The organism is Heliomicrobium sulfidophilum, assembly GCF_057715735.1.
In genome coordinates this window covers 1,820,141-1,846,605 of record NZ_JBVTZZ010000005.1, presented here as the reverse complement: position 1 = coordinate 1,846,605, position 26,465 = coordinate 1,820,141, and the positions used below count along the sequence as shown (strand labels likewise).

Below are 26,465 nucleotides of genomic sequence, written 5' to 3'. Positions count from 1 at the left end.
GTCTCCTGAACTCCATAGCCCGGGTCCAGCGAGAAAAATAGATAACCCCCAATTCGACATCCAGTGGATGCCGCATCGGGGGTTAACTCTTTTTCTCCTAACCCGATATCAAATTGTTCTTAGTTATAACATTCTTCATCTTCGGGCAAATTCCTGCTGAAAAATCCGAATTATTTTAAATTTACTGACTAGAACCGTTTCCTCTGGCGTTTCGAAGGCCCGCATCCCTCCTTCTGGAACAAAAAACCCCCGAAAAGCATGTTACCATGCTTTCTGGGGGGTTTCACTACAGACTCCAACCCATCGATCAAATTGTCTTATCGCTTCAATCCATGGGTCCGCATCTTTGCGCTAGTTATATCATTCGCCATGCCGGCTCAAAATCCTGCTCGTCCATTAAAAAAATGTTAAGAACACTGCCAGAGATGGCGCAGGCTCGTGGACACGGCATCAATGCCTTTTTCAAAGGCCTCCTGCACATCGGCCTCTGTGCGCAACAATCCGCCGGCAAGGACGGGAATGCCAAGTGACTTTTTCAAATCGTTGATGACGAAGCGGGGCACCGTCGCCGGCAGAATCTCCACAGCGCTGGGTTTCACATCGCCGGCGACGCGAATGGCCGTCTTGATCGATTCGGAATCGACGATGAACACCCGCTGGACAACCCAGAGGCCTTCGTCATGGGTGAGTTTGACCAGGTTGGATTTGGTGGTGACGATGCCATGCACGCCCATGCGCTTGAGCAGGTGGATGCCAGCCTTGTCTTTCCCGATCCCTTCAACTAAGTCGATGTGTGCCAGTGCTTTTTTTTGGGCCGCACGGATGCGCTTGATCGCGTTGGGCAGATGGTTCACGTCGCCGCCGAGCAGAAAGATCGTGCGAATTTTGGGGTGGCTGATCAGTTCTTCCAGATCCTCTAAGCGCCGTAGGGCGCCGCCGATCTTCCTTCCTTCCATGACCGTCTCTAAAAATCCCATGCTACCTCCAGAAGTCGGTCTTTGCCGCTTTGTATTCGATCATTCATTCTCCATCTTTTGCCCCAAATCCTGCGTTCCCCCAATATCCAGCCAAGACGTACCCGGTCAGGTTCTGCCAGGCGTCATCGTCAAGCCCACTCCGAGCATGACGAGGCCGAGAAGCGACGGCTCGCCCCCCGGAAGGGCTGGAACAAAAGGGGGGGTTCAGGGCATACAGGGAAAAGAGGATGATCCAGAGGGGAAAAGAAGGGTGATGAAGTGGGCTGCTTTTCCGATGGGAAGCAAGGGGATCTTCCTTTCCCGATGAACCTCTACCGTCTAGTTTTTCGACAACAATTGTACGCTATCCCGCTTTTGCCTCCAAGAACTGCCGGTCTCATAAGACTCTGTGGATTTATCTTATTACATAGTAGTAGGGGTCAATCGCCTTTCCATCCAAACGCAACTCGAAATGCAGGTGCGGCACCGTGGTCCTACCGGTACTGCCGACCTCTGCGATAGACTGTCCTTGTGTCACAGGCTCTCCTTCCTCAACGTAGATCTTCTGGTTGTGAGCATAGCCTGTCACCATCCCATCCCCGTGATCAATCTCTAGGTAATTGCCGAAGATGGGGTGATCCCGTTGCACCTTGCTGACTGTTCCAGCGGCGGCAGCCAAAACAGGCGTCCCCCGGCGGGCCGAAAGATCGATCCCTTCGTGGAGCGCCCATTGGCGAGTGATCCCATTGCATGAAAAGCCGTAGCCCCGGGTGATGTCGATCTTTGCTAAGGGCGGAACAAGGCCGGAACGGCGCGCCGCTTCCTTCTCGATGGCGTCAGCCACGATTTCCAGTTCCACACTATGTGAGGCTTTGACCAGCAAAAGCCCTTCTTCCGGCAGTTCCTTCAGGGCTAGGTCGACGACAGTCTTTTTCTTCCAGTTCTTCGCAGCGTAGAGGACCCTTCCCCCGGCTTCCATTGCCCCGGCTGCGATGGCCTCTGCATGTTGTCCCAGCGCGATCAGGGCAAAGCCAAGTTGCGCCGCCAGCTTGCCGATGGCCCGGTGCTGCGCGGGCGCTTCCTCGCCAAGGTTGCTCATGGTTCCTAAAACCGCCAGCCCTTTCCCCTCGTCGGCGAGTCTCGACGCCGTTTCCAGGGAGGCGGTCATGGCATGGGGGTTGGTGTTGTAAGTGGCATCAATCAGCAACCGCCTCCCCGGCAGGAGGACGGGAGTAAAGCGCCCCGGTGTTTGTTCGACCTTGGCCAAACCGCCGGCGATCAATTCCGGCGAAAGCCCCACATGGTCGCCAACGGCAGCGGCCAGCAGCGCATCGATAACAGCCGTCCGCCCGAAAAATCCAGGCAGTTCCACCTCGACCTCCCTTTCCAGTCCGCAGAGGAGGAACCGGGTGCCGTTGCGGTGCACCTGGATCCGCTCGGCCCAGAGAGACAAGTCCTCCTGCTCGCGCTCCAGCCCCACCCAGCGGACAGGCGCCTTGCAGCGTGAAAGGTCGACGCTGCGGCAGCCGGCATCATCGCCGTTTAGTACCAACAGGCCCTTTTCGGGGAGGTGCTTGAGCAACTTCTCCTTTTCTTGGCGGACACCCTCTCTCCCCCCGAGGCCTTCCGCATGGCTGAGCCCGATACAGGTGATCACACCGATTTCCGGCGCAGCCAGCCGGGTGCCGAAATCAATGCTGTTGGGGATATAAGCGCCGACTTCGACGACCCCAAAGGCATGGCGTGGGCGGAGACGAAAGAGCGTGTACCCGATCCCGTAGGGGCCGTTGTAGTTTCGCCAGTTTTTTTGCACCTCTCCCGCTTCGGCCAGTACGGCGGCGATCATCTCCTTGGTGGTCGTTTTTCCCGCCGATCCGGTGACCGCCACGATGCGCGCCTTGCAGCGCCGCCGGTACGCCCTGACAAGTTTAAAATAGGCTTCACGGACAGAGTTTGCGCTGATGACAGGCACGCCGGCATTGACTGCCGCTGAAGCCGCCCGGGCAGGCAGGACGAGCACGCCCACGCTCTTGCGGGCAGCCCGGGCGACATATCCCGCAGGATCGGCCAGATTGGCCAAGGGGATCAAGACATCACCCTTACCGCAATCGGCCAATCGCTCAGTGATGTAGCGGACCGGATCCTCCGGGCGCCCGGACAGGAGTTGCCCTCCGGTGACCGCAGCCACGGCGCCAACGTTCCATTTGTTCACGGGCAATACCTCCGATGGGGTTTTCCGTTGTGATAATACCAAAATATGGGTTGCTATCCCAACTGTTACCCACCAGAGAGGCTGGTCTGATTGGAATAAAAAAAGACTGCTGACAACCAACATTGTCGACAGTCGAAGTCGTACGATTTGAAAGCGCCCTTTACCCCTAAACTTGATCGATTCTGGCAGGAGGCGCATTGCGGCGCCCTGTGACCCTGGAGAGCAGTCGTTCGGCAAACTCCTTGACCTCCGGCGTACCCAGGGCCAGGAGCGTCCCGCCATATACGGCGGCGGCGGCTGTACCGGCAAGGAGCAAGGAGAGCACCGTCGCCCACCAACCGCCTCCCGGGAAGAGAGAGAGCAGCCAGGGAAAGCCGGCAGCCAGCACGATCCCCATGAGGGCCGAGGCGATCGCGGCCCGGTAGAACACCCGCCACTGGGTCCGGAAAGACCAGCCACCCACCCGCCGGTAGAGCAGCCATCCCAGGATCACCATGTTTAAGGCGTTGGAGATGGAAGTGGCCAGGGCCAATCCGCCATGGGATAGCCAGGGGATAAAGAGGAAGTTCATAGCCACATGGATGATGACAGTCAACGCGCCGATCTTGACCGGCGTGGCCGTGTCATGGAGTGAGTAAAAACCGCGGGTGTACAAGTCCCGAACAGCGGAGGGGAAAAAGCCCAGGCCGTAAAAGACGAGAGCGAAAGCGGTCATCGCCGACAAGGTGGCGTCGAACTTCTCCCGTTGGAAGAGCACCTGGATGATCGGGCCGCTCAGAATCATCGTCACCACCATGATCGGCAGCAGGATCAGGGCGTAGTAGCTGACTCCCCGGGCAAGGGTGTTTTTGAATCCTTCTTTATCTCCGACGGCCAACAGGGCCGAAAGGGCCGGCAGCATCGGAATCGCGACAGCCGAGACGAAGACGCCCATGGGCAACTGGGCGAGCGTATTGGCGTACTTCAAGGCGACGACGCTCTCTTCAGAGATGGACGCCGCCATGTTGCTGTCGATCAGGATGTGGATCTGGCTCACGCCGACGCCGAAGAGCACGGGTAATATCATCGTCCAGAGCCGGCGGACGAGGGGATTGTCCAAACCCAGTGTCGGAGAATAGCGGAACCCTTCCTTCATCAGGCTGGGGATCATGACGACAAAGGATAGGAGCGCCCCCAGCGTCGTTCCCCATGCCAAACCATAGATGCCCCAGCGCGGGGCCAGAAGAAAGATGGACACAATGACAACCAGGCTCGATAGCAGCGGTCCGATGGAAGAGACAAAATAGCGGTTCAACGAAGCGAGGATGGCCATGGTCACGCCGCCCAGCGACGAGAGGATCAGGGTAGGAAAGAGGATGAACAGCAGTTCCCCTGTCAGGTCGAGCAATGGCGCCGAAAAATCAGTAGCCAGCAGGAAAGCGACCTGCCGGGAAAAGACCATGCCAACGGCCACGAGCAAGGAGATGCCCACCAGCACCGTGTTCAAGACAGCGCTCGCCAACCGCCAGGCGGCATCTCGATGGCCCTTTTCCATCTCCGCTGTAAACAGCGGTATAAAGGCGGCGCTAAAAGCGCCCGTCAGTGTGATGCCGACGATGTTGGGCAGGTTGAAGGCGACCACGAAGGGGCCGAGAACCTCGGCGCCGAACTTGGCGCCCACATACATCTCCCGGACGAGGCCGATGGCCCTCCCCAGCAGAGTGAGGACCATGATCAGAGCGGCGGCTTTTGCGATTCGCTGTGCAGTCAACTTCCGTGCCCCCGTAAAATAAGTATCGTTGTGCGATAAAAAATAAATCGCCTTCCAAATCGTTAGTTTTGCTGCTGCTCATCGGTAGGGACTTCTTTGTCCTTATGCGGCAATGAACTGCCCTCACCATTTTGCGGAAGGTAGCGCAGGATCAGCAATCCCGCCAAGCCGCCAGCGAGGGCCGTGAAGAGTTGGGGCAAAGAGAGCGCCTTGGCTACCGGTGGCGGAACCTGAATCAAGGCCTTCACCGCCAAGGCCAGAAAGGAAAACTTCAGCAACGATCCGATGGCGATCGCCAGCAGGTTGTTATGTTTTTTCAACAGGTAAAAGCTAACGCAGAAGATGCTGTTGCCTGCGGCGATAACCGGCAACACAGTCGGCAAGGGCATCACGCCCGCCAGAAAAGCCAAAAAGGGAGTCAGGCACCCCAGCAGGACGCCGCTCCACAGGCCGACGTATCCCGTCGCGATGAGCAGCAGCGCATTGACGGCCGGACCTGCCAGCCACTGCACCTTGATCTGTTGGACCCCAAAGGCGAGGGCGACGAGCACGGCTGTCCTGACCATCTGTGAGGTGTTCATTTCCATCACCCATTCCGTGTAATGCCGGCAAAGAGCCAGCGTCTTCATTATATCGGAAATTTGCCTGCAATATAAGAACAAGTATTAGAGAAGGTGAATCGTAGCTGTTCGTAAAGAGTCCCTTATGCGACAACAAAATCCCTCCATAAAAATCTGGAGGGAAGTGAAACCCTGCATAGACGTTCAGCCCACTTTAAAAGCCGCTCGGCTCCCCTTGTCGCTTTTCTCCAACTCAAGCCGGGCGTCGATGCGTTCCCGCAGTTCGGCCACGTGGGAGATGATCCCCACCAAGCGCCCCTCTTGTTGGAGATCGATAAGGGCCTTGAGGGCGAGGTCGAGTGATTCCGGATCAAGGCTGCCGAAACCCTCGTCAACGAAAATCGTCTCCAGGTGGATCCCGCCGGCGTAAGCCTGAACCACATCGGCCAATCCCAGCGCCAGTGAAAGGGCTGCCAGGAAGGATTCACCGCCGGAGAGGGTGGCTACCGGCCGGGTCTGGCCCGTGTAGTTGTCGAAAACAACCAGGTCCAATCCGCCGGCGGCGTTGGCTCTGGCGCGGTCTGACGTGCGCTCCAGCAGGTACCGTCCCTGGCTCATCACCTTCAACCGTTCGTTGGCTGCCAGGAGCACATCGGAGAGGAAGGCCGTCAGCACGAACCGTTGAAAGGTGAGCCCCTCGCCGTTGCGGCCGTTGGCGACGCGGGCGAGATGGCCGAGGACGCGGTAGCGCTCCTCCCGGGCTTCCCCGTCCTTTTCGAGCCGGCGGTAGCGTTCCAGCCAGCGTTGCTCCTGGGCGATCTGGTCTTTGAGGGTGGCTTCCTTTTTTAAGGCGCTGTCGCGGTGCGCCTCGACACTCGCCAGCGCCGCCGACAAGGCGTCGAGGTCCGGTGCGCCGACACCCTGGGCGGCTTTGACGGCCTCGTCGCGGCGGGTGCGGGCGGCTTCGACGCTGCGCCCGTATTCCCGGATCCCTTTCTCCAGCGCCGCCATCATTTCCCCGGTCAGTTTGGCTCGCTCGTACTCGACAACGTCCTCGAAACCGGCTTCCGTCAATCGGACGGTAAAAGCCGCCTCTTCGGCCTCGAAGCGCCCTTTCGCATCGGCGACAGCCTGGCGGGCCGCCTCCAAAGCAGCGTGAGCAGCCGCCTCCGCCTGGGCAGCCATCTGAGCCTCCCGCTGGGCTTCATCCCAGGACTTCTGCAAGAGCTGCCACGAGCGGGTTGCCATGTGGATCGCCTTTTGCAGATCTTCGGGACGCCGCAGGTCCGGCGGGACCGCCCTCTCTCGCTCTTCCAGAACAGCTGCCGCCTCGCGGGCCTTCAGTTGGAGGTCCCTCAGTTCCACCGTCGCCTTTTCGAGGGATTCCGTTCGTTCTTTCTCCTGCTTTTTGCGCGACTCCAGTTCCGCGATCAGGTCAGCCAATTCCTGTTCCGCCTTGCGCGCCCCTTCCGCGAAGGTTTGCAACCTTTTTGCCTCTGTCGCCAAGGCCTCTTCCGACAGAGCGGTCTTTTCAGCCAGTTCTGCTTGCAGCGCCTTGCCCAAGGTCAGCACCTCGGCCTTGCGGGCGGCCAGGTCAGCCAAGACGTTTTGCCGTTGGTCCAGTTCCTTCTGGAGGCGGCTGACGAGGGCCTCGGCAGACTGGAGATCGCCTTCCGTGGGCAGCGACTCGCCCCCTGCCGCCGGGCGGGGATGGGCCGTCGAGCCGCAAACGGGGCAGGCTTCCCCGGCTTTCAGGCCGCTGGCCAGGATGGCCGCCTGGCCTTTTCGCCAGCGGCCGGTCATCTCATCGAAGCGCCGACGCGCTTCGGTCAGTTTCCCCTCTGTCTCCTGCCGCTTCACCTCGGTCTTTTTCCACTCCGCTTCAATGTTGCGAAAGCGCTGGCGGGCGCCTTCCAATTCGCGCCGCTTCTCTGCCGCCCGGAGCGCCTGGCTGGCCGCCGTCTCCAAAAATTCCACCTTGCCGGCTTCGAGCAGCAGCCTTTGCCGCCGCTGTTCAATGGTATCGTTCTGTCGCTGCCATTCGGCGAGTTCCGCCCGCAGCCGGCTTTCCTTTCGTTCCGCCTCGGCGGCGCGCTGTTGCGCCTCGTCACGGGCTTGGCGAAGGGCCGCCAGCGTGGCCACCGTCCCGGCCAGTTCCTCTAGGACGGTCAACCGTTTCTGCGCCCCGTCCCTCTCGCTCTGCCGGGCCTGTTCTGCCTGGAAGCGCTCCTCGGCCTGCTGTTTGCGGATCAGGGCTTTTTGATACTCATCGTTGCGGCGGCTGCTTTGCTCGCGCTCGCGCTCCGCTTCCAGCCTCCGGCGGTTGCGGACGCTTTCCGCGTCAGTAAGCCCTGCGGCCTTCTGGGCGCGAAGCAGGCGCGCTTCCTTTTCCAGAATCCGGTCTTGTTCTTTCAGCAGCCGGGCCAACTCCGCTTCGGCCTGCGCCAACTGATCCAGCTTTTCTCGATCCCGCCGCCCCCGTTCCAGCGCCTCCCGGGCCGCCTGGACGCTGGCTGTGGCCTTTTCGATGGTCTCGGCATTTTCGGATCGCTCCCGTCGATGCGCCGCCAAGCGCTCCGCCAGGGCATCCGCCTTCTCCACGCCCGCTTCCATAAGGATGAACTGCTGTTCTTTGCGCAGGGCCGCCACTTCTTCTTCCAAGCCTTTCGCCCGGTCCTTGAAGGCTTCCTCGATCAGCCGGTACAGTTCGGTGCGGAAGAGTTTTTCCAGGATCTCCTCCCGCTCCTTCGATCCGGCCATCAGGAGCTGGCGGAACTTGCCTTGGGGAAGGATGACGACCTGGCGGAACTGAGTGCTCTGGAAGCCGAGCAGGCGCTGCACCTCGTCGCTGACCCGCTTCGGCTGGCTGGCAAGGACCGTTCCTTCCGGTCCGTCGGCGCCGGCAGGCAGGCCTGTCCGCCGCCAGAGTGTGGCCGACGTTGGCACCACCGTCATTCCTTCGCCGCGCTGGCGGGGGCGCTCCTGCTCCGGCTTGCGGGCGACCCGGTAGACCTCGCCGCCGAGGGCAAAGTCGAAGATCACCTCTGTCTCCACCTTCACCGGCCCATGATGGCTGCGCATCTGTCGTCCTTCCCGCTCGCCGCCGCTCGTATCGCCGTAGAGGGCAAAAGTGATGGCGTCAAGGATGGTCGTCTTCCCCGCGCCGGTGGGGCCATGGATCAGAAAGAGCGACCGGTCGCCCAGTTCGTCAAAATCGATCACCTGGACACCCGCAAAGGGGCCGAAGGCTTGCATGGTCAGTCTCAGCGGTTTCATGAAGCCACCTCCCGGCGCCGTCCCAGCACGTCATCGATCACACCGGTCGCCGCCTGTCGCCCTTCCTCATCGAGGGGGGACCCGGTCACCTGTTCGATGAAGGAGGCAAACAGGTCCAACTCGTTCTGGCGCCCATGATCGCCGACCCGCGACGACGCGCCGCTCCCGTTTTCGAGAAAGGGGCGCTGGATGTGCAGCACATTGGGGTAGACCTGGCGGAGCTTGCCGATGGGATCGAGGATGGCGCCCTGATCAAGTAGGGTGACCATGATGTAGTCCTGACGGTTCTCTCCGGGGGCGGGTCCCTGCAAGATATCCTTCAGGTGTCCCTCGATGCGGCGCACGTCCCGCCGGGGCGTCAATGCGATGGACTCACACTTGGCGAGGCGGCCGTCGCCATCCATTTCGACGAAGGTGATCCCTTTGACATGGTCTGCCTCGGAGAAGGAGTACTTGAGCAGGGAGCCGCTGTAGCGGATGCGGTCGTCGCCGCAGCGCTGGGGACGGTGCAGGTGCCCCAGGGCGGTGTAGTGAAAGCCCTCGAAGCTGCGGCTGTCGACGGTTCCCGTGCCGCCGACGGTAAGATAACTTTCCGATTCGCTCTGCTCGCCGCCGGTGACAAAGGCGTGGGCGACGGCAATCCTGCGTGCGCCCTCCGGCGTCTGGGCGATCATGTGACCGGCGAGGGCGCTTAAGGCGTCATGGTGACTGCGCACCGCTTCGGGAGACAACCCGAAGGTCTCTCGAACCTGGGCCGGTTCCGCATAGGGGATGGGGCAGAGGTAGACAGGACCCGCTTCGTCTTGCAGCAGGACCGGCGCCATGGTTCTGTCGAGGCGGCCGAAGAGGTGAAAGCCCCGCCCTGCCAGGAGCCGGCTGCCGAAACCGAGCCGGTCGGCGCTGTCATGGTTGCCGGCGACCATGACGACGGTTGTGCGATGGTCGAGGAGGATGCAGGTGATCACCTCGTCGAGCAATCGCACCGCATCGACGGGCGGCACCGAGCGGTCATAGATGTCGCCGGCGATGACGACAGCGTGAGGACGGATCTCCTTGATCAGATCGATAAACTGGTCCAGTACGTGAGCCTGGTCCTCGGTCAGATGGACCTGGTGAAAGATGCGGCCCAGGTGCCAATCGGCCGTATGTAAGATGCGCAAAGGCGAGCCTCCTTCTACATTGCCGAACTCAGGCGACATTTGCCGTGACTTTTGCCATGACTTTGGACGCCAATAATTTTGCCGTGACTTCTTCCGCGCCTTTTCGCCGGCAACTCTGGCTTTTTAAAGTGTATCACAAAATGCGGCGTCCTTCATTTGGAAAAGGATAGGACGGCTCTCGCTCTATCGGCTTAGTATTGACATAAAAAAGGGCGCATCCGCCTGGGAGCGCCTTTTTCATGTCCGATTCACTTCTCATTAAATCACGAATTCCAAACTACTCGGCAGGTTGGCTTTCCAGATTGCCTAATCCCATCAAGGCGTCGCTGATGATGTCGTAGCTGATGATGCAACGAATGCCCTGGGCGGCCAGCTTCTCCTGGGGACCGCAGCCGATCATGGTGACGAGGACAGCCCGGCAATCGGCGAGGGACTCGACTGCCGTTTTCACCGCCGGCGGCGGACCGCCGTCACAGGCGCAGTGGGGGACGACAGGGCGGTCTTCGATAAAACGGTACCCCTGTTCATCGATCTCGAAGATCAGAAACCTGCGGGCATGACCGAAGTGCTGGTTGACCAATTTCCCATCGCTGCTGGCGACGGCCACCTTGATCGCCATCGTCATCTTCCTTTCTTTATTGAAGAATTATTGCTGAAGATTTTTCGGGAAGCTCTGTTGCCACCCCATTGCAAACCTTTTCTGTCCAAAAACAGAAAAGGCCCCGGAAAGGTGTCCCTTTCCTGGAGCCTTCTTCGGCTGCCTTGGGCGCTGTTGCATGTCGCCTTGTTCTGTATCTACGATTATACCGATCCTGCCTGTCGCGTTCAAGCCAGTTTTCGGTTATCCGATTCGTTCAACGGCAGCGCCCTTGCCCATTGAGCAATCCCGGCGCAAAGGGAGCACGCTCATAGGGCGCGAGCCGCCAGGTTCAGAGAGCCGCTAATGCCGCCTGCTTGATAAAGGGCGGGACCAACTCCGGATCAAACTGGCTGCCGCTTCCCCGCTCCAACTCGGTCAGGGCGGCTTGGGGGCTCATCGCCTTCGCATAAACCCGGTCATGAGTAAGCACATCGTAAACATCGACGATGGCCAGAATGCGGGCCAAACGAGGGATCTCCTCTCCTTTGCGCCCGAAGGGATAGCCGCCGCCGTCCCACCGCTCGTGGATGGACAAGATGGCCTCCGCCACGGCCGGCTCGCCGATGGACTGGGCCATGCGGTAGCCGATCTCGCTGTGCTGGCGGACCAGTTCCCACTCCTCCGGCGTCAGCGGACCACTTTTGCCCAAGATTCCCTTGGGCAGGGCCACCTTGCCGATATCGTGGAGAGAGGCCAGCAGCATCAGGTTGCGCATCTCCTGCGAGTGGACAGCGATGCCGAGGCGGGCGGCGAACTCAGCCGCCATCTCCCGCACCCGCTCCACATGCCCCTCGATCTCAAAACAGGTTTCCCGTTGCAGTGATTCCAAACCGGCGACGATGTTCTGCAGGACGCGGCGGCTCTCCGGCAGCTTGTTGCTGTACATGCGGTTCTCGGCCAAGCGGAAGAGATCGGCAAAGGCCGCCGGCGACTCAGCGGTGGCGCCGCCCAGGGCCATGCTCAACTCGGTCGGCGACGGCGCCGTCTGCCGGCAGGCCGAGCGGATCTGTTCGCAAATCGCCTGGCAGGCGTCGGCGCCTGTTCGCGGCAGAAGGACAAGGAACTCATCACCGCCCCAGCGGACCGCCATCCCCCCTTCGCAGCAGCAGTCAAAGAGGATCGCGGCGGCGTTGGCGATCAGCCGGTCACCCGTCTCATGACCGAAGACATCGTTGGTCAGTTTCAACCCGTTCAAGTCGGCCACGATGACACTGAAGGGGAATTCCGACGCCGCCATCAAGGACGGGAGCAGGCGCTCGGCATAATTGCGGTTGTACAATCCCGTCAATTTGTCATGGGTGTTTAGAAAAGCCAGCCGCGCGTCGGCTTCCTTTTTCTCTGTTAAATCTGTCAGGATGAGCAGGATCGCATCATCGTCATCCCGTCGCCCCAGCGAATTGAGCATCGGTTTGACCTGCATCTGAATATGCCGTCCGCCGATGCGCAGCCCTGAGGGAACCTGCTGGACCAGCCGATTTTGACTCTCTTCATCTTCCGCAGCAAAAATCGCCTGAAAGAGGGTCTCGAAGCGGGCTCTTTCCTCCGATCCGGGAGTCGTCAACAGGTCGAGCACAGGGGAGCGGGCGATCTTCTTCCCCCCAAAAATGCGAACACATTCGGCGCTATACTCCTTTTGGACGATCAGATCGCGGCAGAAGGTCAGAAAACCTTGGTTGGAGTTATCGAGCAGCGTCCGGATCTTCTCTTCCCGCTCTTTTAAAATCGTCCCTTGGATATCGCTGATCAGAAAGGCTTTTTGGGTCTCCTTCAGCAACTTTTGATAACTCTGGACAAGGGCCTTGTATTTGGGTAACAGGGGGTTGTCGCCATGGCTCGGGTCATCGAACTCGCCAAGGGCGGCCTCGAGCACCCGTTTCTCCTGTTCAAACAAAAAACCGCCCAGTTCCTCTTTAGCCATTGCCTCCTTCACCCCCATCGGCGAAAGGAACCTGCTGGTCCCTCAGTGTAAAGCCGAGCACCGTAATGTCATCCCGCTGAGCTTCTTTTCCCATATAATCGGAAAGGGCGTCGGAGATGCGCTCCTGTTGGGTCGCAAGGGAGAGACCGGCAAGAGAGGCGAGCAGTCTTTCAAAACGCCGTTTTCCAAAGGGGTAGTCATTCGTTCCGCCGTTCTGATCGAGATACCCATCCGTCGTCAGGTAAAGACAATCGCCCTCTGCGACCTGGATGACCTGGTTTTCCAGTCCATCGCCTGTGTCGAAGCGGGGGTGGCCGACGCTCTTTCTCCCACCCTTGAACACCGTCACCGAATCGTTCACGCTCCCGTTCATGTAGAGATCCATGCCGGCGCCGGCGAAAAGGACCTGCCGTCCCTTGACACAGCAAAGTCCGATGTCCAGTCCATCAAAACGGGTCTCCCCATCGGCTTTTCTCTGGATCGTCTCCCGGACCCCCTGGTGCAAGCGCCGCAGGATCCCGGCAGGATCATCACCTTGAGCGTCGTCACTGTCACTCGTAATATGGTTCAACATGGTGTTGACGGCCATCGTCATCAAAGCGCCGGGGACGCCGTGGCCGGTGCAGTCGCCGACGGCGATCATGAAGGTGTCATCGCCGGCGCGCCGGAACCAGCAGAAGTCTCCGCCCACGATGTCCCGGGGCCGCCAGAGCAGAAAGTGTCCGGCAAAAAACTCAGTCAACTCGGCAGGCGCAGGCAAGAGGGCCTCCTGGATCCGCTTGGCGTAGTCGATGCTGTCCAGGATGTTCCGGTTCTTTTCCGACAGTTCTTGGGTCCGCTCCGCCACGATCCGTTCCAGTTCTTCGTTTAGTTCCAGGGAGCGCCGGTAGGGGTTGGCGATGCGCTGAGAGACGACGTAGAAGACGAAACAGATCAGGGCGACCGAAAAGAGGCCCGTCAAGGTCGTGTTGACCAGGATCGAGTTGAGCACCGAGAGGCTCTCGGCGCGGGGAATCCGAAAGACAAGTTTCCAGCCCGTAGAGCGGATCGGCTGGCTGATCAGATCCATCGTATTTCCAGCGCCGTCGTCGTATTCCAAGACGCTCGATCCAGTCTTATCGGCGGCGCCTTGCACCACCTGAGCGGTAACGGCTTCGGGCAGATAATCGGTAAGGTTTTTCCCGTTGGCCTCAAGGTTGTCGGAAAGGTGGATCGCGCCCTTTTCATCAACGAGCCAGAGACGGCTCCCGGCGCTGAAGCGGTATTGCCGGAATTCTTCCGCCAGGTCCTGCAGGCTAAGACCGACGCCGGCCACGCCGTAAGCCTCTTCGGCGCTACCGATGCGGGCGTTGACAAAGATGTACGTATTCTCACGGGCCTTGTTGTAGTCGAGATGGACCTGGAGCGGCGTCTTGGACGCCAGAAACTCGTAGAACCACTGGTCATAAGGGTCCTGGGGATCCAACGTCTGCAGGATCTTTCCCTCTTCGCTCCAGTAGTTGCCTGACCGGGCACTGACGATAAAGGTATTCACGTAGCCATAATCGCTGGCGATATCGATCAGCTTTCGTCGCGCCTTTTCACCGAGCGCCCCGTCGCGTTCCCCCTCCGCCACCCACTCTGCGACCGTGGGATCGCCAGCGAGCAGACGCGATGTTTCTGTAGCGCGCTCCAGCCTGCCGTCGAGGCGGGCCGCCATCGACCTAGCGATGTAGTGGAGGTCCTTCGTTTTCAGTTTCTCGATGACGCCCGTTTTGGTAATGGTGTAACCGATGGCGCCGGTCAGCAGGACGGCCAGGATGATCATGGCCGTCGCCAGAAAAATGACTTTCATCGCGCCCCGGTCAAAGAGCACGTTCTGTTCTCGCTCCTGATTATTCATCCCTACGCTCGCGGGGGATGAGCGCGAAGGGCATGGACACGTCTTCCTTGAATTCTTCGGCGCACTCCAGTTCGCTCTCGTTGTCCTCGTCATAATACCAGTTCAGGGACAAACGCTTGCCCTTTTGATAAGCTTCGTCCAGTTTCTCCAGGAGCATCATGACACACTTGGAGCTGCTCGTATTGATATAGGGGAAACTAAAATCGATGACCACGTTGACCTCCGCCGTCAATTGGTCGAGGTACCCGTCGACCCATCGCAACACTGGTTCATAAAACTTAAATGCGTTTTCCGGGTAGGACTGGCCGGAAAGTTTCATCGTATGTTGCTGCGGGTCGAAATCAACCTCCGGCGTTCCTTTCGATCCAGCGATAAAGAGCTTATCCATGGCATATACACTCCCTATATGATGGCGGTCAACGTAAAGAAAGCAAATCGCTCATCAATGCTGATGATCGAGTATTCCAAGGGAGCACTTGCCTTGCGGGCGATATCGATGAGACCAAGGCCGGCGCCCAAGCTGCCGGAAGGCACTTCTTTTTTCATCTCTTCCTTGTAGACTTTTTTCAGTTCGACCTTATTAAGGGCGATCAAACGCTCGATACGCTGCGCCAGCGCTGGCGCGTCCTTCTTTTCAATCAGGTTGCCGGAACTGACGTAGTTGCCGCCGCTCCGTTTTCCGATGATCACAATCCCCGAGTTGGCCACACGCTCATGAGCGTCTGCGCCTTCTTTGACAGTGATGTAGTTTTTGATGTTCTGCGTCTGTTCAATAAAGACGGCGAAGATGTTGAAGATATCATTTTTGGGGCGGTTTTCAATCTCCAGGTAGTTTTTCACCGCTTCGCCCAGTTCCTCAATGATCCCTTGGGTGAAACGCCCAGAAAAGCTGATCAACACGTTTTCGCTGTGAAGCGCCTGCTGCAGTTCTATCATACGGTTGCCGTTCATATCGCTGCCTCCTTTGGCGCGGATTTACTTCCATCTTATCATCAAATCGTATGTAGTGAAACCAAGGTGGGATCTGCTTTTCGTCGATGCTGGTATTACGTTCATTATAAAATGAGCCGCCAAACCTTGCTTTAAAATCGTCGCTGAAGTACCTTAAGCCTATGTAAAGTCGGTAGGGGCCGGGCATCTTCAGCAGTACTCGCTTCAAGCAAGGATGCGCTCGTCGCAAGAAAAGGATGCAGACGAATCATGTCGAATCTTAGAAGAAAAAGAATACGCAGGGAGGGGATGGGATGCAGGGGAAGAAGATCCTGATCGTAGAAGACGATGTGAAGATCCGGCAATTGTTGGTTCTCTACCTCGAAAAAAACGGGTACCGCATCTTTGCGGCAGAGAGAGGTTCTGATGCGCTTCGCCTCTTCGAGTCAGAGCAACCTGACCTGATCCTGCTGGATATCCTGCTGCCCGATATGGATGGTTATCAGGTCTGTCAGGAGATCCGCGACTGCTCCAACGTGCCGATCCTGTTCATGAGTTGTATGAAGGAAGCCGAGAACATCATCCAGGGTTTGAAACTGGGTGGCGACGACTATATCACGAAGCCCTTCGACCCCAACGTGCTGGTGGCAAGGGTGGAGGCGAAGCTCCGCAGGGCGCCCATCTTCCGGCGCGTCCCCCCTGTCGAAGAACCGTCGCCGGTCCGCACACTCGTTTTTGATGACCTGGAGATTGACCTGGCCAATTACCGCGTCTCCATCGGCGGGCAGCTTGTTTCGCTGGCGGCCAAGGAATTACAACTCCTCTTCTTCCTCGCCCAACACCCCAACCAGGTCTTTTCGGCCCAGGAACTGTACACGAGGATCTGGGGGTACGAGGATGTGGGCGACTACCGGACGGTCATGACCCATGTGAGCAACATCCGCAAAAAGCTCAAAAGCTCCCCTTCGTCGCCAGAGCGCATTCAGAACATCCGCGGTTTCGGTTATAAATTCAACGCGTAGATGTCAGCACTGCCAAAAGGCCTGGGCCTTTCGTGGTAAACCTCTGCTTTGGCGCCCTCTGCCGCTGCGGAAAGGAGCTATCCTCGTTGCTGAAAGATGGAGACGGCAACACATTATTCGGAAGGGAAAGACTCGTTCTGGAGCGGTCAAAGGAGAACGGCGACCGCTTTAGCGATCCGGATGCGAGACAAACCTTTGCCAACCTGGCTTCCGAATATGAAAAACTGTTGAAGGTGTCGGCAAAGATATTCAAGATCAGCGACATCCAAGGGCGATTGCTCAAGGAACGGGAGTATGAGATCAACGAGGCCAATGCGACATTGCACCGGTTGGAGCAGTCCCGTCGCCGCCTCGTCTCCGATATCTCCCACGAACTGGGCACCCCGATGACGGCGATCCAGGGGTATCTGCGGGCCATGCTGGATGGGATCGTGGCGCCTGACCGGGAGAATCTGACGATGATCTACGAAAAGGTGCTGCTGGTCAACCAATTGGTGGAGGACCTCTTCGACCTGTCGAAGCTGGAGTTCGGTCAGCCGAGCTTCGACAGGAAGCCGGTTATGCTCCGCCCGTTGGCCGACGATTTGATTCGCAAATACGGCGCCGATATCCGGCAACGAGGGTGCCATTTTGAATCCACCCTGGACCTGCCTTGCGCCGCAGAGGGTAAATTCACGATAACGGTGGATACGATGCGCATCGAACAGGTGATGAACAACCTGATCTCCAATGCGCTCAAATACACGCCTCCCGGCGGGACGATCAGCCTGCGCTTTTGCTGTGAAAACCAGGGCGGAGGCGATGCTTCAGGGGAGACACCTGCCGCGTCGGCGTTGAAGATCAGTGTCGTCGATAACGGCCCCGGCATCGACGAATCGGCCCTTCCCTATCTCTTTGACCGCTTTTATCGGGCCGACCGTTCGCGTCAGGCAGAAGGGGCCGGCCTCGGCCTCGCCATCGCCAAGCAGATCGTGATCGCCCATGGCGGGCAGATCGGCGTGCAAAGCCAGCCTGGCATGGGGAGCCTTTTTTATTTCACATTGCCGGTTACTGCGACGACTCCTGAATGACAGATAAAAAGAAGACAATAGAAGCAGCCTCCCAAGGTCTTTCCCCGGAGGCGGTTTTTCATTTTTTCATTCGCCCTTTATGGGGACATGACCCTTTTCATCGGCTCTTTCCTTTGAAAGATGCCCGAGGCCAGCAAAGCGCCCCCGAACACCAGCGCCCCGCCGAGCCAGTGGTAGCCATAAAGGGGTTCCTGCAATCCCCAATAAGCAATGCCGGCGGCGTAGACGGTGATTAGATTCTGAAAGAGGGACGACACGGTAGCGCCGTAGGCTTGCACCGCCTGGTTCCACCAGTAGAAGGCGATGACTGACGCGAAAAGTCCCAAGTATACGGCAGCCCCCCACATCCAGGGTGCCGCCGGCTGACGGGTGGCGGCGGAAAGGTTCCAATCGAGCAGGCCCATGGGCAGCAAGAGGAGTGCGCCGATGGCGAAGGAGTAGCCCGTCGCAGCCAGCACAGGGACCTCTTGGGCCACCTTGCGTCCGGCGATGGTGTACAGCGCCCAGAGCGCCGTCGCCAACAAGACAAGCAGGTCGCCGGGATTAAAGGACAGTTGAGCCAACTGTTCCCACGAACCATGGGCCGCTACGACAGCGATGCCTACCACCGACAAGATGATACCGGCAGCCTGATTGCGCTGAATCTTCTCCCGATCGATGAGAAAGACGAGCATGGCCGTCACCATCGGGCTCAGCGAATTGATCAATGTGGCGTTTACCGATGTGGTGTAGCGCAAACCGAGATAGAGGACCGTGTTGAAGAGGCATACCCCGGCCACCGCCATCAAGCCGATCCAGCCCCAGGAACGCCGGGAGATCTTCCGGGCAGGGTATGTGCGAAGCGCCAGGGGCAGCATGATCAGCGCGGCGATGGTGAAGCGGATGCTCGATAAGGCGAAGGCCGGGATGGCGACGACGAGGAGGCGCCCCATGACGAAATTCGTGGCCCAGATGAGCGGCGTCAAGATCAGCTTATAAAACGGATTCAATGGTTCGACTGCACTGCCTTCCTATTATGGATTGCCACGTTGCTTCATTCTTTTTGTATGATTTTATCATACCACAATCACGGTAATCGGGCGAAGTTCTTGCAGGAAAAGAAAAGACCGCAGTCCTTGACAACTGCGGTTAATGTTGGCGTTGAAGATATGATTGATTCGTAAGGAGGATCCTCCGTCGTTACATGAACCTTCCCTTCGCCCCTCGGTAGGCGACTGCAGCTAAGCCCACGTTAACGGCAGAACCGGTAACCAGGAACGGCATGACAGCCGCCACAGCGCCCCAGCCGCCCATAAGCAGCATGGTCAATGACGAGACAACACCGTTGAGAAATACGCCGACGACGAAGGCCGCCGTCAAGCCAAAGCGATCATTCATCACATAAAAGACATAAGCCCACAAGGCCATCTGCACCGCGATGAAGAGATGGATGGGCAGAGTCAGGGGAAAGCCGACCACCATGGCGGTGAGCAGGTGACCGAGAGTGATGACGATCATCCCTCCCGTGGCGCCGAGGGCCAGGGCGGCGAAAAACCCGGGAAAGGAATCGAGCCCGATCGTACCGACCGGGCTGGGGATTTTGATCATCGCCCCGACGGCGCTCAAGGCGATGAGTACGCCCATCAAAGCGATTCCACGGACGCTTTTCCAGGACGCATGCGTTTCATTATAATGCATCTGCATGTTGCTCATGAGACAGACCTTCTTTCCATTTTTGTTGAAGAACCTGAACAAATGCTGGCAATCCTGCCGTCGTCCTCAGTGGCACCCATCATCCGCCTCTCTCCGCCAATTTGCCAAGATAATGAATGGGCGCTCCGGCGACCGTCAGGGGCTCCCTCTCGGCGGTAAAGACCAGGCAAGTTGACGGACCCGCCGACTTGTCAAGATCCAAGCCGGTATCCATCTGCCAGTCGCGGATCCGGCAACCGGCGTTTGCAGCCAGGTTTTCCGCCTCTACCCGGATCCCTCTTGAGCCGACAGGGACGACTTCTCGGACACCGGGCTGAGTCAGCAGCGCCCGCACATGTCCGGCCCGGGCGATCGCCTTCCCGTCCTCCGTCACTACCTCAGCCCCCACCTTGGGCCAGCCCAAGCAGTACACTTTATCGCCAGGCCGGGAAGCGCCCACACGCAACCCTGCTTTTTCGACGGCGCCCACGACGGTGATCCCGACACCGGTCTGCCGGGTGGGTATGTTTTTTTCGGTGCTGATGACCATGGGCAGGTCACGCTTTCCAATGGCCGCCAGTTCGTCGCGGACGCCTGCAATCACCTCTCCGCTCGTCGGATAGGGCTCGTTGGCGATGGCGACTGTCAGCGCCACCGGTTCTGCGCCGATGGCGAGCACCTCCATCAGGGCCACGCGGGTGGTAAAGATCCCGACGATGTAAGGCGGGACCTGGACAACATCGAGTTCCTTGCCGCCGATGGCGCCGCAGGAGTCGCAGGCGACCACGAGGCACTGCTCCTTCGCCAGGAAGACGACTTCCACATCACGCCCCTGGTAACCCAAGGATTTCACCTCCTTGCGCTTCTTACGATTAAGATTCCTCCGGAGAAAAGAAAAAGTTCACAGCTTCTTCGCTGTTGCCGAGGCAACAACAAAGAAACCATGAACTTTGCCATCATTCATGAACGGTAATGTTACAGGCAGGTCTCCTGACTCCGAATCATCGCCACTGCGCGCCTTCCCGGTTTTCCCAGTGGCATCCTGCGCAGGGCTCCTCGTTACAGTGGCGGGACCGTCCGGGACTTTCACCCGATTCCCTATTCTCCCCCGGAGGGGCACCTGAAACATCGCACTGAACTTTGATTGTATTATAAGGGACAATCTCTATCGTTTCAATCGGCGCGCCCCCGGTTTCTTTCGCGCTAACCTACTTTCTAGTCGAAAGGTATTCGGCCATGATCCTCTTTTCGATATCTGACAGCGTTACGGCCGCCGGCATCGTCGCTTGGAGATTCTCTTGAACGGGGTTACTTAAGATACGATAGATTTTCTCTTGATCGTACTTCGATCCGATGCTTCCCAGGTTGGGGCCAATCTCCAGGCTGCCTTCCGTCCCGAATTTATGGCAGGCAATGCATGCGCCCTTGCCGTCAAAAAGCTGTTTCCCGATGCGAACGATTTGTGTATTCACATCTGTTACAGAATGGATGAAGACGGCGTTGCTCGCCTCATCCCATCGGGCGATCGCTCCCAACGATTCTGCCAGCGACCCCACCGGAACATAGATACGATCTTCCATGACTAACGGTGCCCCACTGAGACTGTCGGTGATGTCTCGGTCATTGACGAAAATGCGCACCATGGCGTTTCCCCAGGCGCTCGACTGAAGTCCCAACAGGATCAGAAGTGTGGCTGTCAGCAGGATGGCCAATCTTTTTTTCATGTGCTCTGCTCCTTTGTTTTCGTGATAAAAACCAAAGCTCCCTTGGTTAATATTACCACGAAATATACTTTAAGCCTAGCACATTCTGCAATCAGCCCGACTTCTGCTCCCGCTTCTTCCTCGATGGATGTTGCGCGTCATCGTCCAACGGGCTTCAGTACACTGTTCATCTTCTCGAACCCTCCGACCACCTGCGCCAGATCTGCGCTGGAGAGTTCCCTCAGTTGCCCCTTCAACCGTTCAAAGCGGGCCTCCTGGATCGCCTGGATCGTCTGCGAACCCTGATCGGTCAGCGAGACCATGACGACGCGCCGGTCCTTATCCGACCGCTCTCGCGTAATCAAGCCCATACCGGCCAGTTTGTCCATCATGCCGGTGACGGCGCCGGAGGTGATGCCGATCTGGTCGGCGATATCGGTCGCTTTGCAAGTCCCCGACTTCCATAATATATACAAAAGAAAGATCTGCCCCTCTCCCAGGTTGCGCTCCGGGCCGATATCTTGGACGGCGCATTTCACATTGTAGAAAAAGACCTCCAACAGGTCCTTGATCGCGTTCAACTGTTGTTCCTTAACCGCTTCTTCCCTTGACAGTTCTTGTCCTCTCCCTTACGATGATAACGTCTTAGTCGCTAAACATTTTAGCATCTAAGATAAATATTAGGCTGGTTGAGACCGGCTGTCAATGAAAGCATCATTTGCATTTGGCAGAGGAGGATTTTCGGTGAAGAAACAAATCGGCGTCGGCCTGCTCGCCGTCACCCTGCTGGCTGCGGGGACAGGCTGCGGTAAAACGCCTGAGCCGTCAGCCCAGGAAGCGACAACCCAGGCGGTGACCGTCGCCAAGGCGGAACGGGCCGACCTGTCGAACGTGCTGACCTTTAGCGGCGCTCTAGCGGCGAAAGAGGAATTGAAGCTGGTCCCGAAGGGACAGGGCAAGGTGGCACGCATCAACGCCGAAGTGGGGCAGCGGGTCAACGCCGGCGATATCCTGCTGGAACTGGATAACGCCGACATTGCAGCCCGTTTGGATGCGGCTAACGCCGGTGTCGACGTGAACAAAGCCAGCCTGGAACGAGCGCGCCTGCAATTGGACATGGACAAGATCGCCTTTGATGACGCACAACGGCACTTTGACCGGGTAAAAGCGCTCTTCGATGCGGGCGCATCAGCGAAGTCCGACTTTGATTCCGCAAAGAGCGCCCTGGACACGGCGGCGAAGCGGGTCGCCTCTGACGAGGTCTCCGTCGCGTCTGCCCAAGCGCTGCTGAACCAAAGCCTGGCCCAGGTCCGTCAGACCCAGGTGGACCTGGAAAACGCCGTCCTCCGTTCGCCCATCTCCGGCCTCGTCTCGGCCCGGAACGTGAACGTGGGCGAGTACGTCTCCAATACGGAGCCAGCCTTTACGGTCGTCCACATCGACACCGTCGAGGTGAAGGCGGACCTGACGGAGAGTGACGTCAACGCTGTCCGGCCTGGCCAGGAGGTCGATGTGAAGGTGGCTGCCGCCAGCGAACAGCCCTTCAAGGGACGCATCGCCAAGGTGAGCCCCGCCGCCGATGAAAAGGCGAAGACCTTCCCCGTCTGGATTGCTGTCGACAACAAGGACTACATATTGAAGCCCGGCATGTTCGCCGAGTTCCAACTCCCCACGGCCCATAAAACGAATGTCCTGACGGCGCCAGCAGAAGCGATCGTCGTGCGCAACGGCGCGCCCATCCTCTTCGTCATCGCCGACGGCAAGGCGATCGAACGCAAAGTCAAGACCGGCTTCTCCGACGGAAAACGGACGGAGATCGTCGAGGGGCTCAAAGACGGCGACATGATCGCCACCGGCGGCCAAATGTCCTTGGCCGATGGAACACCGGTCTCCGTGAAAGAGGCGCAACCGGCGGGCGCCCCAACCGAAAAAGGACAGGTGTAACGGATGAACCTCACACAATTCGCCGTCAAGCGACCAGTCGCCATGAGCATGATTGTCCTCATGTTCGTCGTGCTCGGCCTCTATAGCTACCGCATGCTCGGCGTCGACCTGTACCCAAACATCAACTCGCCCTTCATCTCGGTCAGCGTCTCCTACCCTGGGGCCGGCGCCGAAGAGGTGGAGAGCCAGATCGTCAAGCCCATCGAATCGGCCGTCTCCTCCATCAGCAAGGTGGACAAGATCTTCTCCCAGGCCTCGGAAGGCTTCGGCGTCGTCATGATCGAGTTCGAACTGACGGCCGATGGCGACCAGGCAGCCAATGACGTGCAGAAAAAGGTCGACTCGATTAAGGGCGCCTTGCCGGAGGATGCCGCCGATCCGGTCGTGATTAAGATGGACTTTAACGCCGCCCCTGTCATGACCTTGGCGCTGAAGAGCAACCTTCCCGCCCAGGAGACCTATGACATCGCCGAGGACCTCCTCAAGGAGCCCCTGCTCAAGGTTCCCGGCGTGACGGACGTGAGTCTCGTTGGCGGCCAGCGGCGGGAGATCCAGGTGAACATCGACAAAGCCCGCCTGCAAGGCTACGGCCTGTCCATCAACCGGGTCATCGACCACCTCAAAGACGAGAACCTCAACCAGCCGAGCGGACGCCTCGACCAGCCTGATCTGGAGTACAACGTGCGGGTCATGGGGCAGTTCAAGACAGTCAAGGATGTGGAGGAGATCCAGATCCCCCTGGCGAACGGCTCCAAGATCCCCCTCAAGGCCATCGCCACTGTCACCGACGGCCTGCACGAGGTGCGCACCATCAGCCGCGTGAACGGGGAACCGGCCATCGCCGCCGTTATCTTCAAACAGAGCGACGCCAGCATCGTCGATGTGGGCGACGGAGTCAAAAAAGTTCTGCCGGCGATCCAAAAGAGCCTACCCCCGCATGTGGAACTGATCGTGGCCCGCGACTTCTCCGATTACGTTCATAACGCCCTCAACGGGACGCGGTCATCGATCATCGAAGGCATCATCACGACGGCGCTCGCCCTCTTCTTCTTCCTGCGCGAGTGGCGTTCTATGGCCACCGTCGTCGTCGCCATCCCCACATCGCTCATCGCCACCTTGATGGGCATGTACTTTGCCGGATTCAGCTTCAACATGATGTCCCTCCTGGGGATGGCCCTCTGCATCGGCATCCTCGTCGACGACTCCATCGTCGTCCTAGAAAACATCCACCGCCACCGCGCCATGGGCAAATCGGCCATCGACGCCGCCCTGGAGGGGCGCGCCGAGATTGGCATGGCGGCCATCGCCATCACCCTCTCCGACGTGGTCGTCTTTGCGCCCATCGCCTTCATGGGCGGCATGGTCGGTCAGTTCTTCCGCCAGTTCGGCCTGACTGTCGTCATCGCCACCCTCTTCTCCCTCTTCATCTCCTTCACCCTGACACCGATGCTGTCGGCGCGGTTCTATATGGAAGAGGACCCCGAGACAAAGGAATTGAAGGCAAAAAAACGCCAGGCCTCCCTCTACGCTCTCTTGCAGCGCAAGTTCGGCCCCTATGGCGCTCGCTTCTGGTCCACCCTGGATCGGTTCAGCGACGGCTTTTCCAACTTCTACATGAAAGCGCTCCACTGGTCCCTGCGCCGCCGCTTCACCGTCATCACCGTGGCGCTCCTTGCCTTTGTCGCCAGCCTGATGCTGATCCCCATGGGTCTGGTCGGTTTTGAGTTCATGCCCAAGTCAGACCAGTCTGAGCTCAGCGTCACCCTCGAACTGCCTAACGGTACACCTCTGGCCAAGACAGACGAGGCCGTCCGCGAAATCGAGGCTTTCGTGACCACCATCCCCGAGGTCAAGTACTACCAGAGCAGCGTCGGCTTCAGCAGCGGACACGGCGGCTCCTCCTCCTCTTCCCACAAAGCCGAGGTCGGCATCCAATTGTTCAAGCGAGAGGAACGGCAGCGAACCATGTGGGAGGTGGCCGACCAACTCCGGGAATTCTCCAAAACCTTCACCAAAGGCACCATCCATGTCGTCGAATCGGAATCAGGCGGCGGCCCGCCGGGAACACCGATCCAGTTGGAGATCTCCGGCCCCGAATATGATCAATTGATGGCCATCGCCGATCAGGTGAAAACGATTGCCGCCAGCATCCCCGGCGCCAAGGAAGTGGACACCAACTTCCGCCTCGGCCAGCCGGAGGTGCAGATCAGCATCGACCGCTTGCGCGCCGCCGCCTACGGCCTCTCGGTGAACGACATCTCTCGGACGCTACGGGCCTCTTTGAGCGGCGACAAGGCCACCGTCTTCCGGACCGGCGACGACGAGTACGACATCCTCGTCCGCTTAGATGGGCTCCAGACGGCCTCCGTAGAAGACCTGAAACGGATCACTGTAACCAACTCGTCCGGCGTCCAAGTGCCCCTCAGCCAGCTCGCTGAGGTGAAAAAGGGCAGCGGTCCCACCGAGATCCGGCGCATTGAGCGACAGCGGACGATCACCGTTTCAGGGAATCTGAACAAAGACGTGCCCCAGAACCAGTACAACGCCGAACTGAACAAGCGGCTTGACCAGTTGAAGCTCCCTGCCGGCTATTCGATCAAACAGGCCGGTCTCTCTCAGGAATTGCAGGACATAGGCGTCGAACTGATCTCAGCCTTCCTCCTGTCCATCACCCTGGTCTACATGGTGCTGGCCATCCTCTATGAGAGCCTACTAACACCGATGATCCGCATGGCCTCGCTTCCCCTCGGTTTGATCGGCGCGCTTGCCGCCCTGGCCATCAGCGGCAAGTCAATCAACCTCTTCTCCGGCATCGGCATCATCATGATGGATGGTCTCGTTGCCAAAAACGGCACCCTGCTCATCGACTACACGAACACCCTGATGGAGCGAGGCAAACCCTTGCGGGAAGCGCTGATCGAGGCTGGCAAAACGCGGTTACGGCCGATCATGATGACCACCTTCACCATGGTTTTCGGCATGCTCCCTGTCGCCGCCGCCACCTCCGAAGGCAGCGAGGTCCGCTCCGCCATGGCTACCGTCTTGATCGGTGGTCTGATCACATCGACCATCTTCACCCTCGTTGTCATCCCCGTCTTTTTCACCTTGATCCGCGACTTCCTCGACTGGCGAAAGCGGCGCAAGTTGGAAAAACTGCGCAAGGCCGTCGCCAAAATCGAAGGCAAATCAGCGGCTTCCATGTAACTGTTTCACCAGAAAGGAACTCCCGGCGAAATCATCAGCCGGGAGTTCCTTTTGCATTTGCAGCACAGTATATTTTGTTTTATCATCATGGTGACTCCTGTTTTTGTTACTATTATTTTTTCTATAATTATTTTTAGTGAAAATCTGGGTCAATTTGTTCTTTTATTAGATACCATGTATTAGGGTTATGAGGGTTATGAAAAATTACAAGGTTGTCGCAAACGCGACAATCAAAATGAGGAGGATGAAGTATGTCTCGCTCTCCATACACACCGACCTATTCAACGGTGTATTCCCACGCCAGTTCCGGATCGTCCTGTGGCTCCCGTCCCCCGATGCCGCCTCAAACCTCTTGCCCCCAACTGCCAGGCACGATTCTGCGGATTTCCATCCCGCCCGGAGCCGTCATCAACCTGCTAAACCTGATCGAAGTCACCTCACCTGGCGGCATCTGCCTGATCATTCGCCTTCCCTTCCTCGGCAGCGGCGCCGCATCGACGGTGCAAAGCCTGATCCAACAGGTCCAGGCCGCCGGCGGAACGGTGGAATTCGCCAACGGCTAACCAC

The 26,465-nt window shown here is 58.5% G+C and carries 21 protein-coding genes and 1 riboswitch; of the genes, 5 read left to right on the top strand and 16 right to left on the bottom strand.

What is annotated here, in order from left to right; all coding sequences use genetic code 11:
• Positions 1-407: 407 nt before the first annotated feature.
• The 11 genes from AC0CW1_RS14415 to AC0CW1_RS14365 all read right to left on the bottom strand — a co-directional run bounded on the left by AC0CW1_RS14415 (position 408) and on the right by AC0CW1_RS14365 (position 15,305).
• Positions 408-977: a glycerol-3-phosphate responsive antiterminator gene (locus AC0CW1_RS14415; protein WP_488183700.1), complete on the bottom strand. Its 570-nt coding sequence runs from the start codon at positions 975-977 to the stop codon at positions 408-410.
• Positions 978-1,371: 394 nt separating this feature from the next.
• Complete coding sequence (locus AC0CW1_RS14410) at positions 1,372-3,168, bottom strand: peptidoglycan DD-metalloendopeptidase family protein (protein ID WP_488183699.1); 1,797 nt, start codon at positions 3,166-3,168, stop codon at positions 1,372-1,374.
• A gap of 166 nt (positions 3,169-3,334) precedes the next feature.
• Positions 3,335-4,918, bottom strand: a complete 1,584-nt coding sequence (gene murJ, locus AC0CW1_RS14405) for a murein biosynthesis integral membrane protein MurJ (RefSeq protein ID WP_488183698.1) — start codon at positions 4,916-4,918, stop codon at positions 3,335-3,337.
• A 62-nt stretch (positions 4,919-4,980) separates the two neighbouring features.
• Positions 4,981-5,499: an ECF transporter S component gene (locus tag AC0CW1_RS14400; RefSeq protein ID WP_488183697.1), complete on the bottom strand. Its 519-nt coding sequence runs from the start codon at positions 5,497-5,499 to the stop codon at positions 4,981-4,983.
• A 183-nt stretch (positions 5,500-5,682) separates the two neighbouring features.
• Positions 5,683-8,754, bottom strand: a complete 3,072-nt coding sequence (locus AC0CW1_RS14395) for an AAA family ATPase (protein WP_488183696.1) — start codon at positions 8,752-8,754, stop codon at positions 5,683-5,685.
• Positions 8,751-9,914, bottom strand: a complete 1,164-nt coding sequence (locus AC0CW1_RS14390) for an exonuclease SbcCD subunit D (RefSeq protein WP_488183695.1) — start codon at positions 9,912-9,914, stop codon at positions 8,751-8,753. Before AC0CW1_RS14390 ends, AC0CW1_RS14395 begins: the two co-directional genes overlap by 4 nt.
• A gap of 277 nt (positions 9,915-10,191) precedes the next feature.
• Positions 10,192-10,533, bottom strand: coding sequence for a NifB/NifX family molybdenum-iron cluster-binding protein (locus AC0CW1_RS14385; RefSeq protein ID WP_488183694.1), 342 nt, complete (start codon positions 10,531-10,533; stop codon positions 10,192-10,194).
• A gap of 310 nt (positions 10,534-10,843) precedes the next feature.
• On the bottom strand, positions 10,844-12,472 hold the full coding sequence (locus AC0CW1_RS14380) for a bifunctional diguanylate cyclase/phosphohydrolase (protein WP_488183693.1): 1,629 nt from the start codon (positions 12,470-12,472) through the stop codon (positions 10,844-10,846).
• Positions 12,465-14,354, bottom strand: coding sequence for a SpoIIE family protein phosphatase (locus AC0CW1_RS14375; RefSeq protein ID WP_488183692.1), 1,890 nt, complete (start codon positions 14,352-14,354; stop codon positions 12,465-12,467). Before AC0CW1_RS14375 ends, AC0CW1_RS14380 begins: the two co-directional genes overlap by 8 nt.
• The gene (locus AC0CW1_RS14370) at positions 14,347-14,742 is read right to left on the bottom strand and encodes a DUF1987 domain-containing protein (RefSeq protein ID WP_488183691.1); all 396 of its coding nucleotides are present in this window, start codon (positions 14,740-14,742) and stop codon (positions 14,347-14,349) included. Before AC0CW1_RS14370 ends, AC0CW1_RS14375 begins: the two co-directional genes overlap by 8 nt.
• A gap of 14 nt (positions 14,743-14,756) precedes the next feature.
• Positions 14,757-15,305, bottom strand: a complete 549-nt coding sequence (locus AC0CW1_RS14365; protein ID WP_488183690.1) for a SiaB family protein kinase — start codon at positions 15,303-15,305, stop codon at positions 14,757-14,759.
• Between the two features lie 293 nt (positions 15,306-15,598).
• Between AC0CW1_RS14365 and AC0CW1_RS14360 the strand changes: the two genes are divergently transcribed.
• Entirely contained in the window at positions 15,599-16,306 is a 708-nt protein-coding gene (locus AC0CW1_RS14360) for a response regulator transcription factor (RefSeq protein WP_488183689.1), read from the top strand.
• Between the two features lie 86 nt (positions 16,307-16,392).
• The gene (locus tag AC0CW1_RS14355) at positions 16,393-17,376 is read left to right on the top strand and encodes a sensor histidine kinase (RefSeq protein ID WP_488183688.1); all 984 of its coding nucleotides are present in this window, start codon (positions 16,393-16,395) and stop codon (positions 17,374-17,376) included.
• Between the two features lie 77 nt (positions 17,377-17,453).
• Here AC0CW1_RS14355 and AC0CW1_RS14350 read toward each other — a convergent pair whose 3' ends face one another.
• From AC0CW1_RS14350 to AC0CW1_RS14330, 5 genes are all read right to left on the bottom strand, one after another.
• Complete coding sequence (locus AC0CW1_RS14350; RefSeq protein ID WP_488183687.1) at positions 17,454-18,365, bottom strand: DMT family transporter; 912 nt, start codon at positions 18,363-18,365, stop codon at positions 17,454-17,456.
• A gap of 190 nt (positions 18,366-18,555) precedes the next feature.
• Positions 18,556-19,068: an ECF transporter S component gene (locus AC0CW1_RS14345; RefSeq protein WP_488183686.1), complete on the bottom strand. Its 513-nt coding sequence runs from the start codon at positions 19,066-19,068 to the stop codon at positions 18,556-18,558.
• Between the two features lie 79 nt (positions 19,069-19,147).
• On the bottom strand, positions 19,148-19,900 hold the full coding sequence (locus AC0CW1_RS14340; RefSeq protein WP_488183685.1) for an AIR synthase related protein: 753 nt from the start codon (positions 19,898-19,900) through the stop codon (positions 19,148-19,150).
• 110 nt (positions 19,901-20,010) lie between these two features.
• Positions 20,011-20,186: riboswitch (cobalamin riboswitch) on the bottom strand.
• A gap of 69 nt (positions 20,187-20,255) precedes the next feature.
• On the bottom strand, positions 20,256-20,771 hold the full coding sequence (locus tag AC0CW1_RS14335; RefSeq protein ID WP_488183684.1) for a stalk domain-containing protein: 516 nt from the start codon (positions 20,769-20,771) through the stop codon (positions 20,256-20,258).
• Positions 20,772-20,908: 137 nt separating this feature from the next.
• Entirely contained in the window at positions 20,909-21,331 is a 423-nt protein-coding gene (locus tag AC0CW1_RS14330; RefSeq protein ID WP_488183683.1) for a MarR family transcriptional regulator, read from the bottom strand.
• A gap of 163 nt (positions 21,332-21,494) precedes the next feature.
• Between AC0CW1_RS14330 and AC0CW1_RS14325 the strand changes: the two genes are divergently transcribed.
• From AC0CW1_RS14325 to AC0CW1_RS14315, 3 genes are all read left to right on the top strand, one after another.
• Positions 21,495-22,694 carry an efflux RND transporter periplasmic adaptor subunit gene (locus AC0CW1_RS14325; RefSeq protein ID WP_488183682.1) on the top strand — a complete coding sequence of 400 codons (1,200 nt, stop codon included), beginning with the start codon at positions 21,495-21,497 and terminating at the stop codon, positions 22,692-22,694.
• Between the two features lie 3 nt (positions 22,695-22,697).
• Positions 22,698-25,898, top strand: a complete 3,201-nt coding sequence (locus tag AC0CW1_RS14320) for an efflux RND transporter permease subunit (protein WP_488183681.1) — start codon at positions 22,698-22,700, stop codon at positions 25,896-25,898.
• Positions 25,899-26,149: 251 nt separating this feature from the next.
• Complete coding sequence (locus AC0CW1_RS14315; RefSeq protein ID WP_488183680.1) at positions 26,150-26,461, top strand: hypothetical protein; 312 nt, start codon at positions 26,150-26,152, stop codon at positions 26,459-26,461.
• Positions 26,462-26,465 lie beyond the last annotated feature (4 nt).

Coding starts and splice junctions, on each gene's coding strand:
- AC0CW1_RS14415 (WP_488183700.1), bottom strand. CDS start 977: ATGGGATTTTTAGAGACGGTCATGGAAGGAAGGAAGATCGGCGGCGCC.
- AC0CW1_RS14400 (WP_488183697.1), bottom strand. CDS start 5,499: ATGAACACCTCACAGATGGTCAGGACAGCCGTGCTCGTCGCCCTCGCC.
- AC0CW1_RS14395 (WP_488183696.1), bottom strand. CDS start 8,754: ATGAAACCGCTGAGACTGACCATGCAAGCCTTCGGCCCCTTTGCGGGT.
- AC0CW1_RS14385 (WP_488183694.1), bottom strand. CDS start 10,533: ATGGCGATCAAGGTGGCCGTCGCCAGCAGCGATGGGAAATTGGTCAAC.
- AC0CW1_RS14380 (WP_488183693.1), bottom strand. CDS start 12,472: ATGGCTAAAGAGGAACTGGGCGGTTTTTTGTTTGAACAGGAGAAACGG.
- AC0CW1_RS14375 (WP_488183692.1), bottom strand. CDS start 14,354: ATGAATAATCAGGAGCGAGAACAGAACGTGCTCTTTGACCGGGGCGCG.
- AC0CW1_RS14370 (WP_488183691.1), bottom strand. CDS start 14,742: ATGGATAAGCTCTTTATCGCTGGATCGAAAGGAACGCCGGAGGTTGAT.
- AC0CW1_RS14365 (WP_488183690.1), bottom strand. CDS start 15,305: ATGAACGGCAACCGTATGATAGAACTGCAGCAGGCGCTTCACAGCGAA.
- AC0CW1_RS14360 (WP_488183689.1), top strand. CDS start 15,599: ATGCAGGGGAAGAAGATCCTGATCGTAGAAGACGATGTGAAGATCCGG.
- AC0CW1_RS14345 (WP_488183686.1), bottom strand. CDS start 19,068: ATGAGCAACATGCAGATGCATTATAATGAAACGCATGCGTCCTGGAAA.
- AC0CW1_RS14335 (WP_488183684.1), bottom strand. CDS start 20,771: ATGAAAAAAAGATTGGCCATCCTGCTGACAGCCACACTTCTGATCCTG.
- AC0CW1_RS14320 (WP_488183681.1), top strand. CDS start 22,698: ATGAACCTCACACAATTCGCCGTCAAGCGACCAGTCGCCATGAGCATG.
- AC0CW1_RS14315 (WP_488183680.1), top strand. CDS start 26,150: ATGTCTCGCTCTCCATACACACCGACCTATTCAACGGTGTATTCCCAC.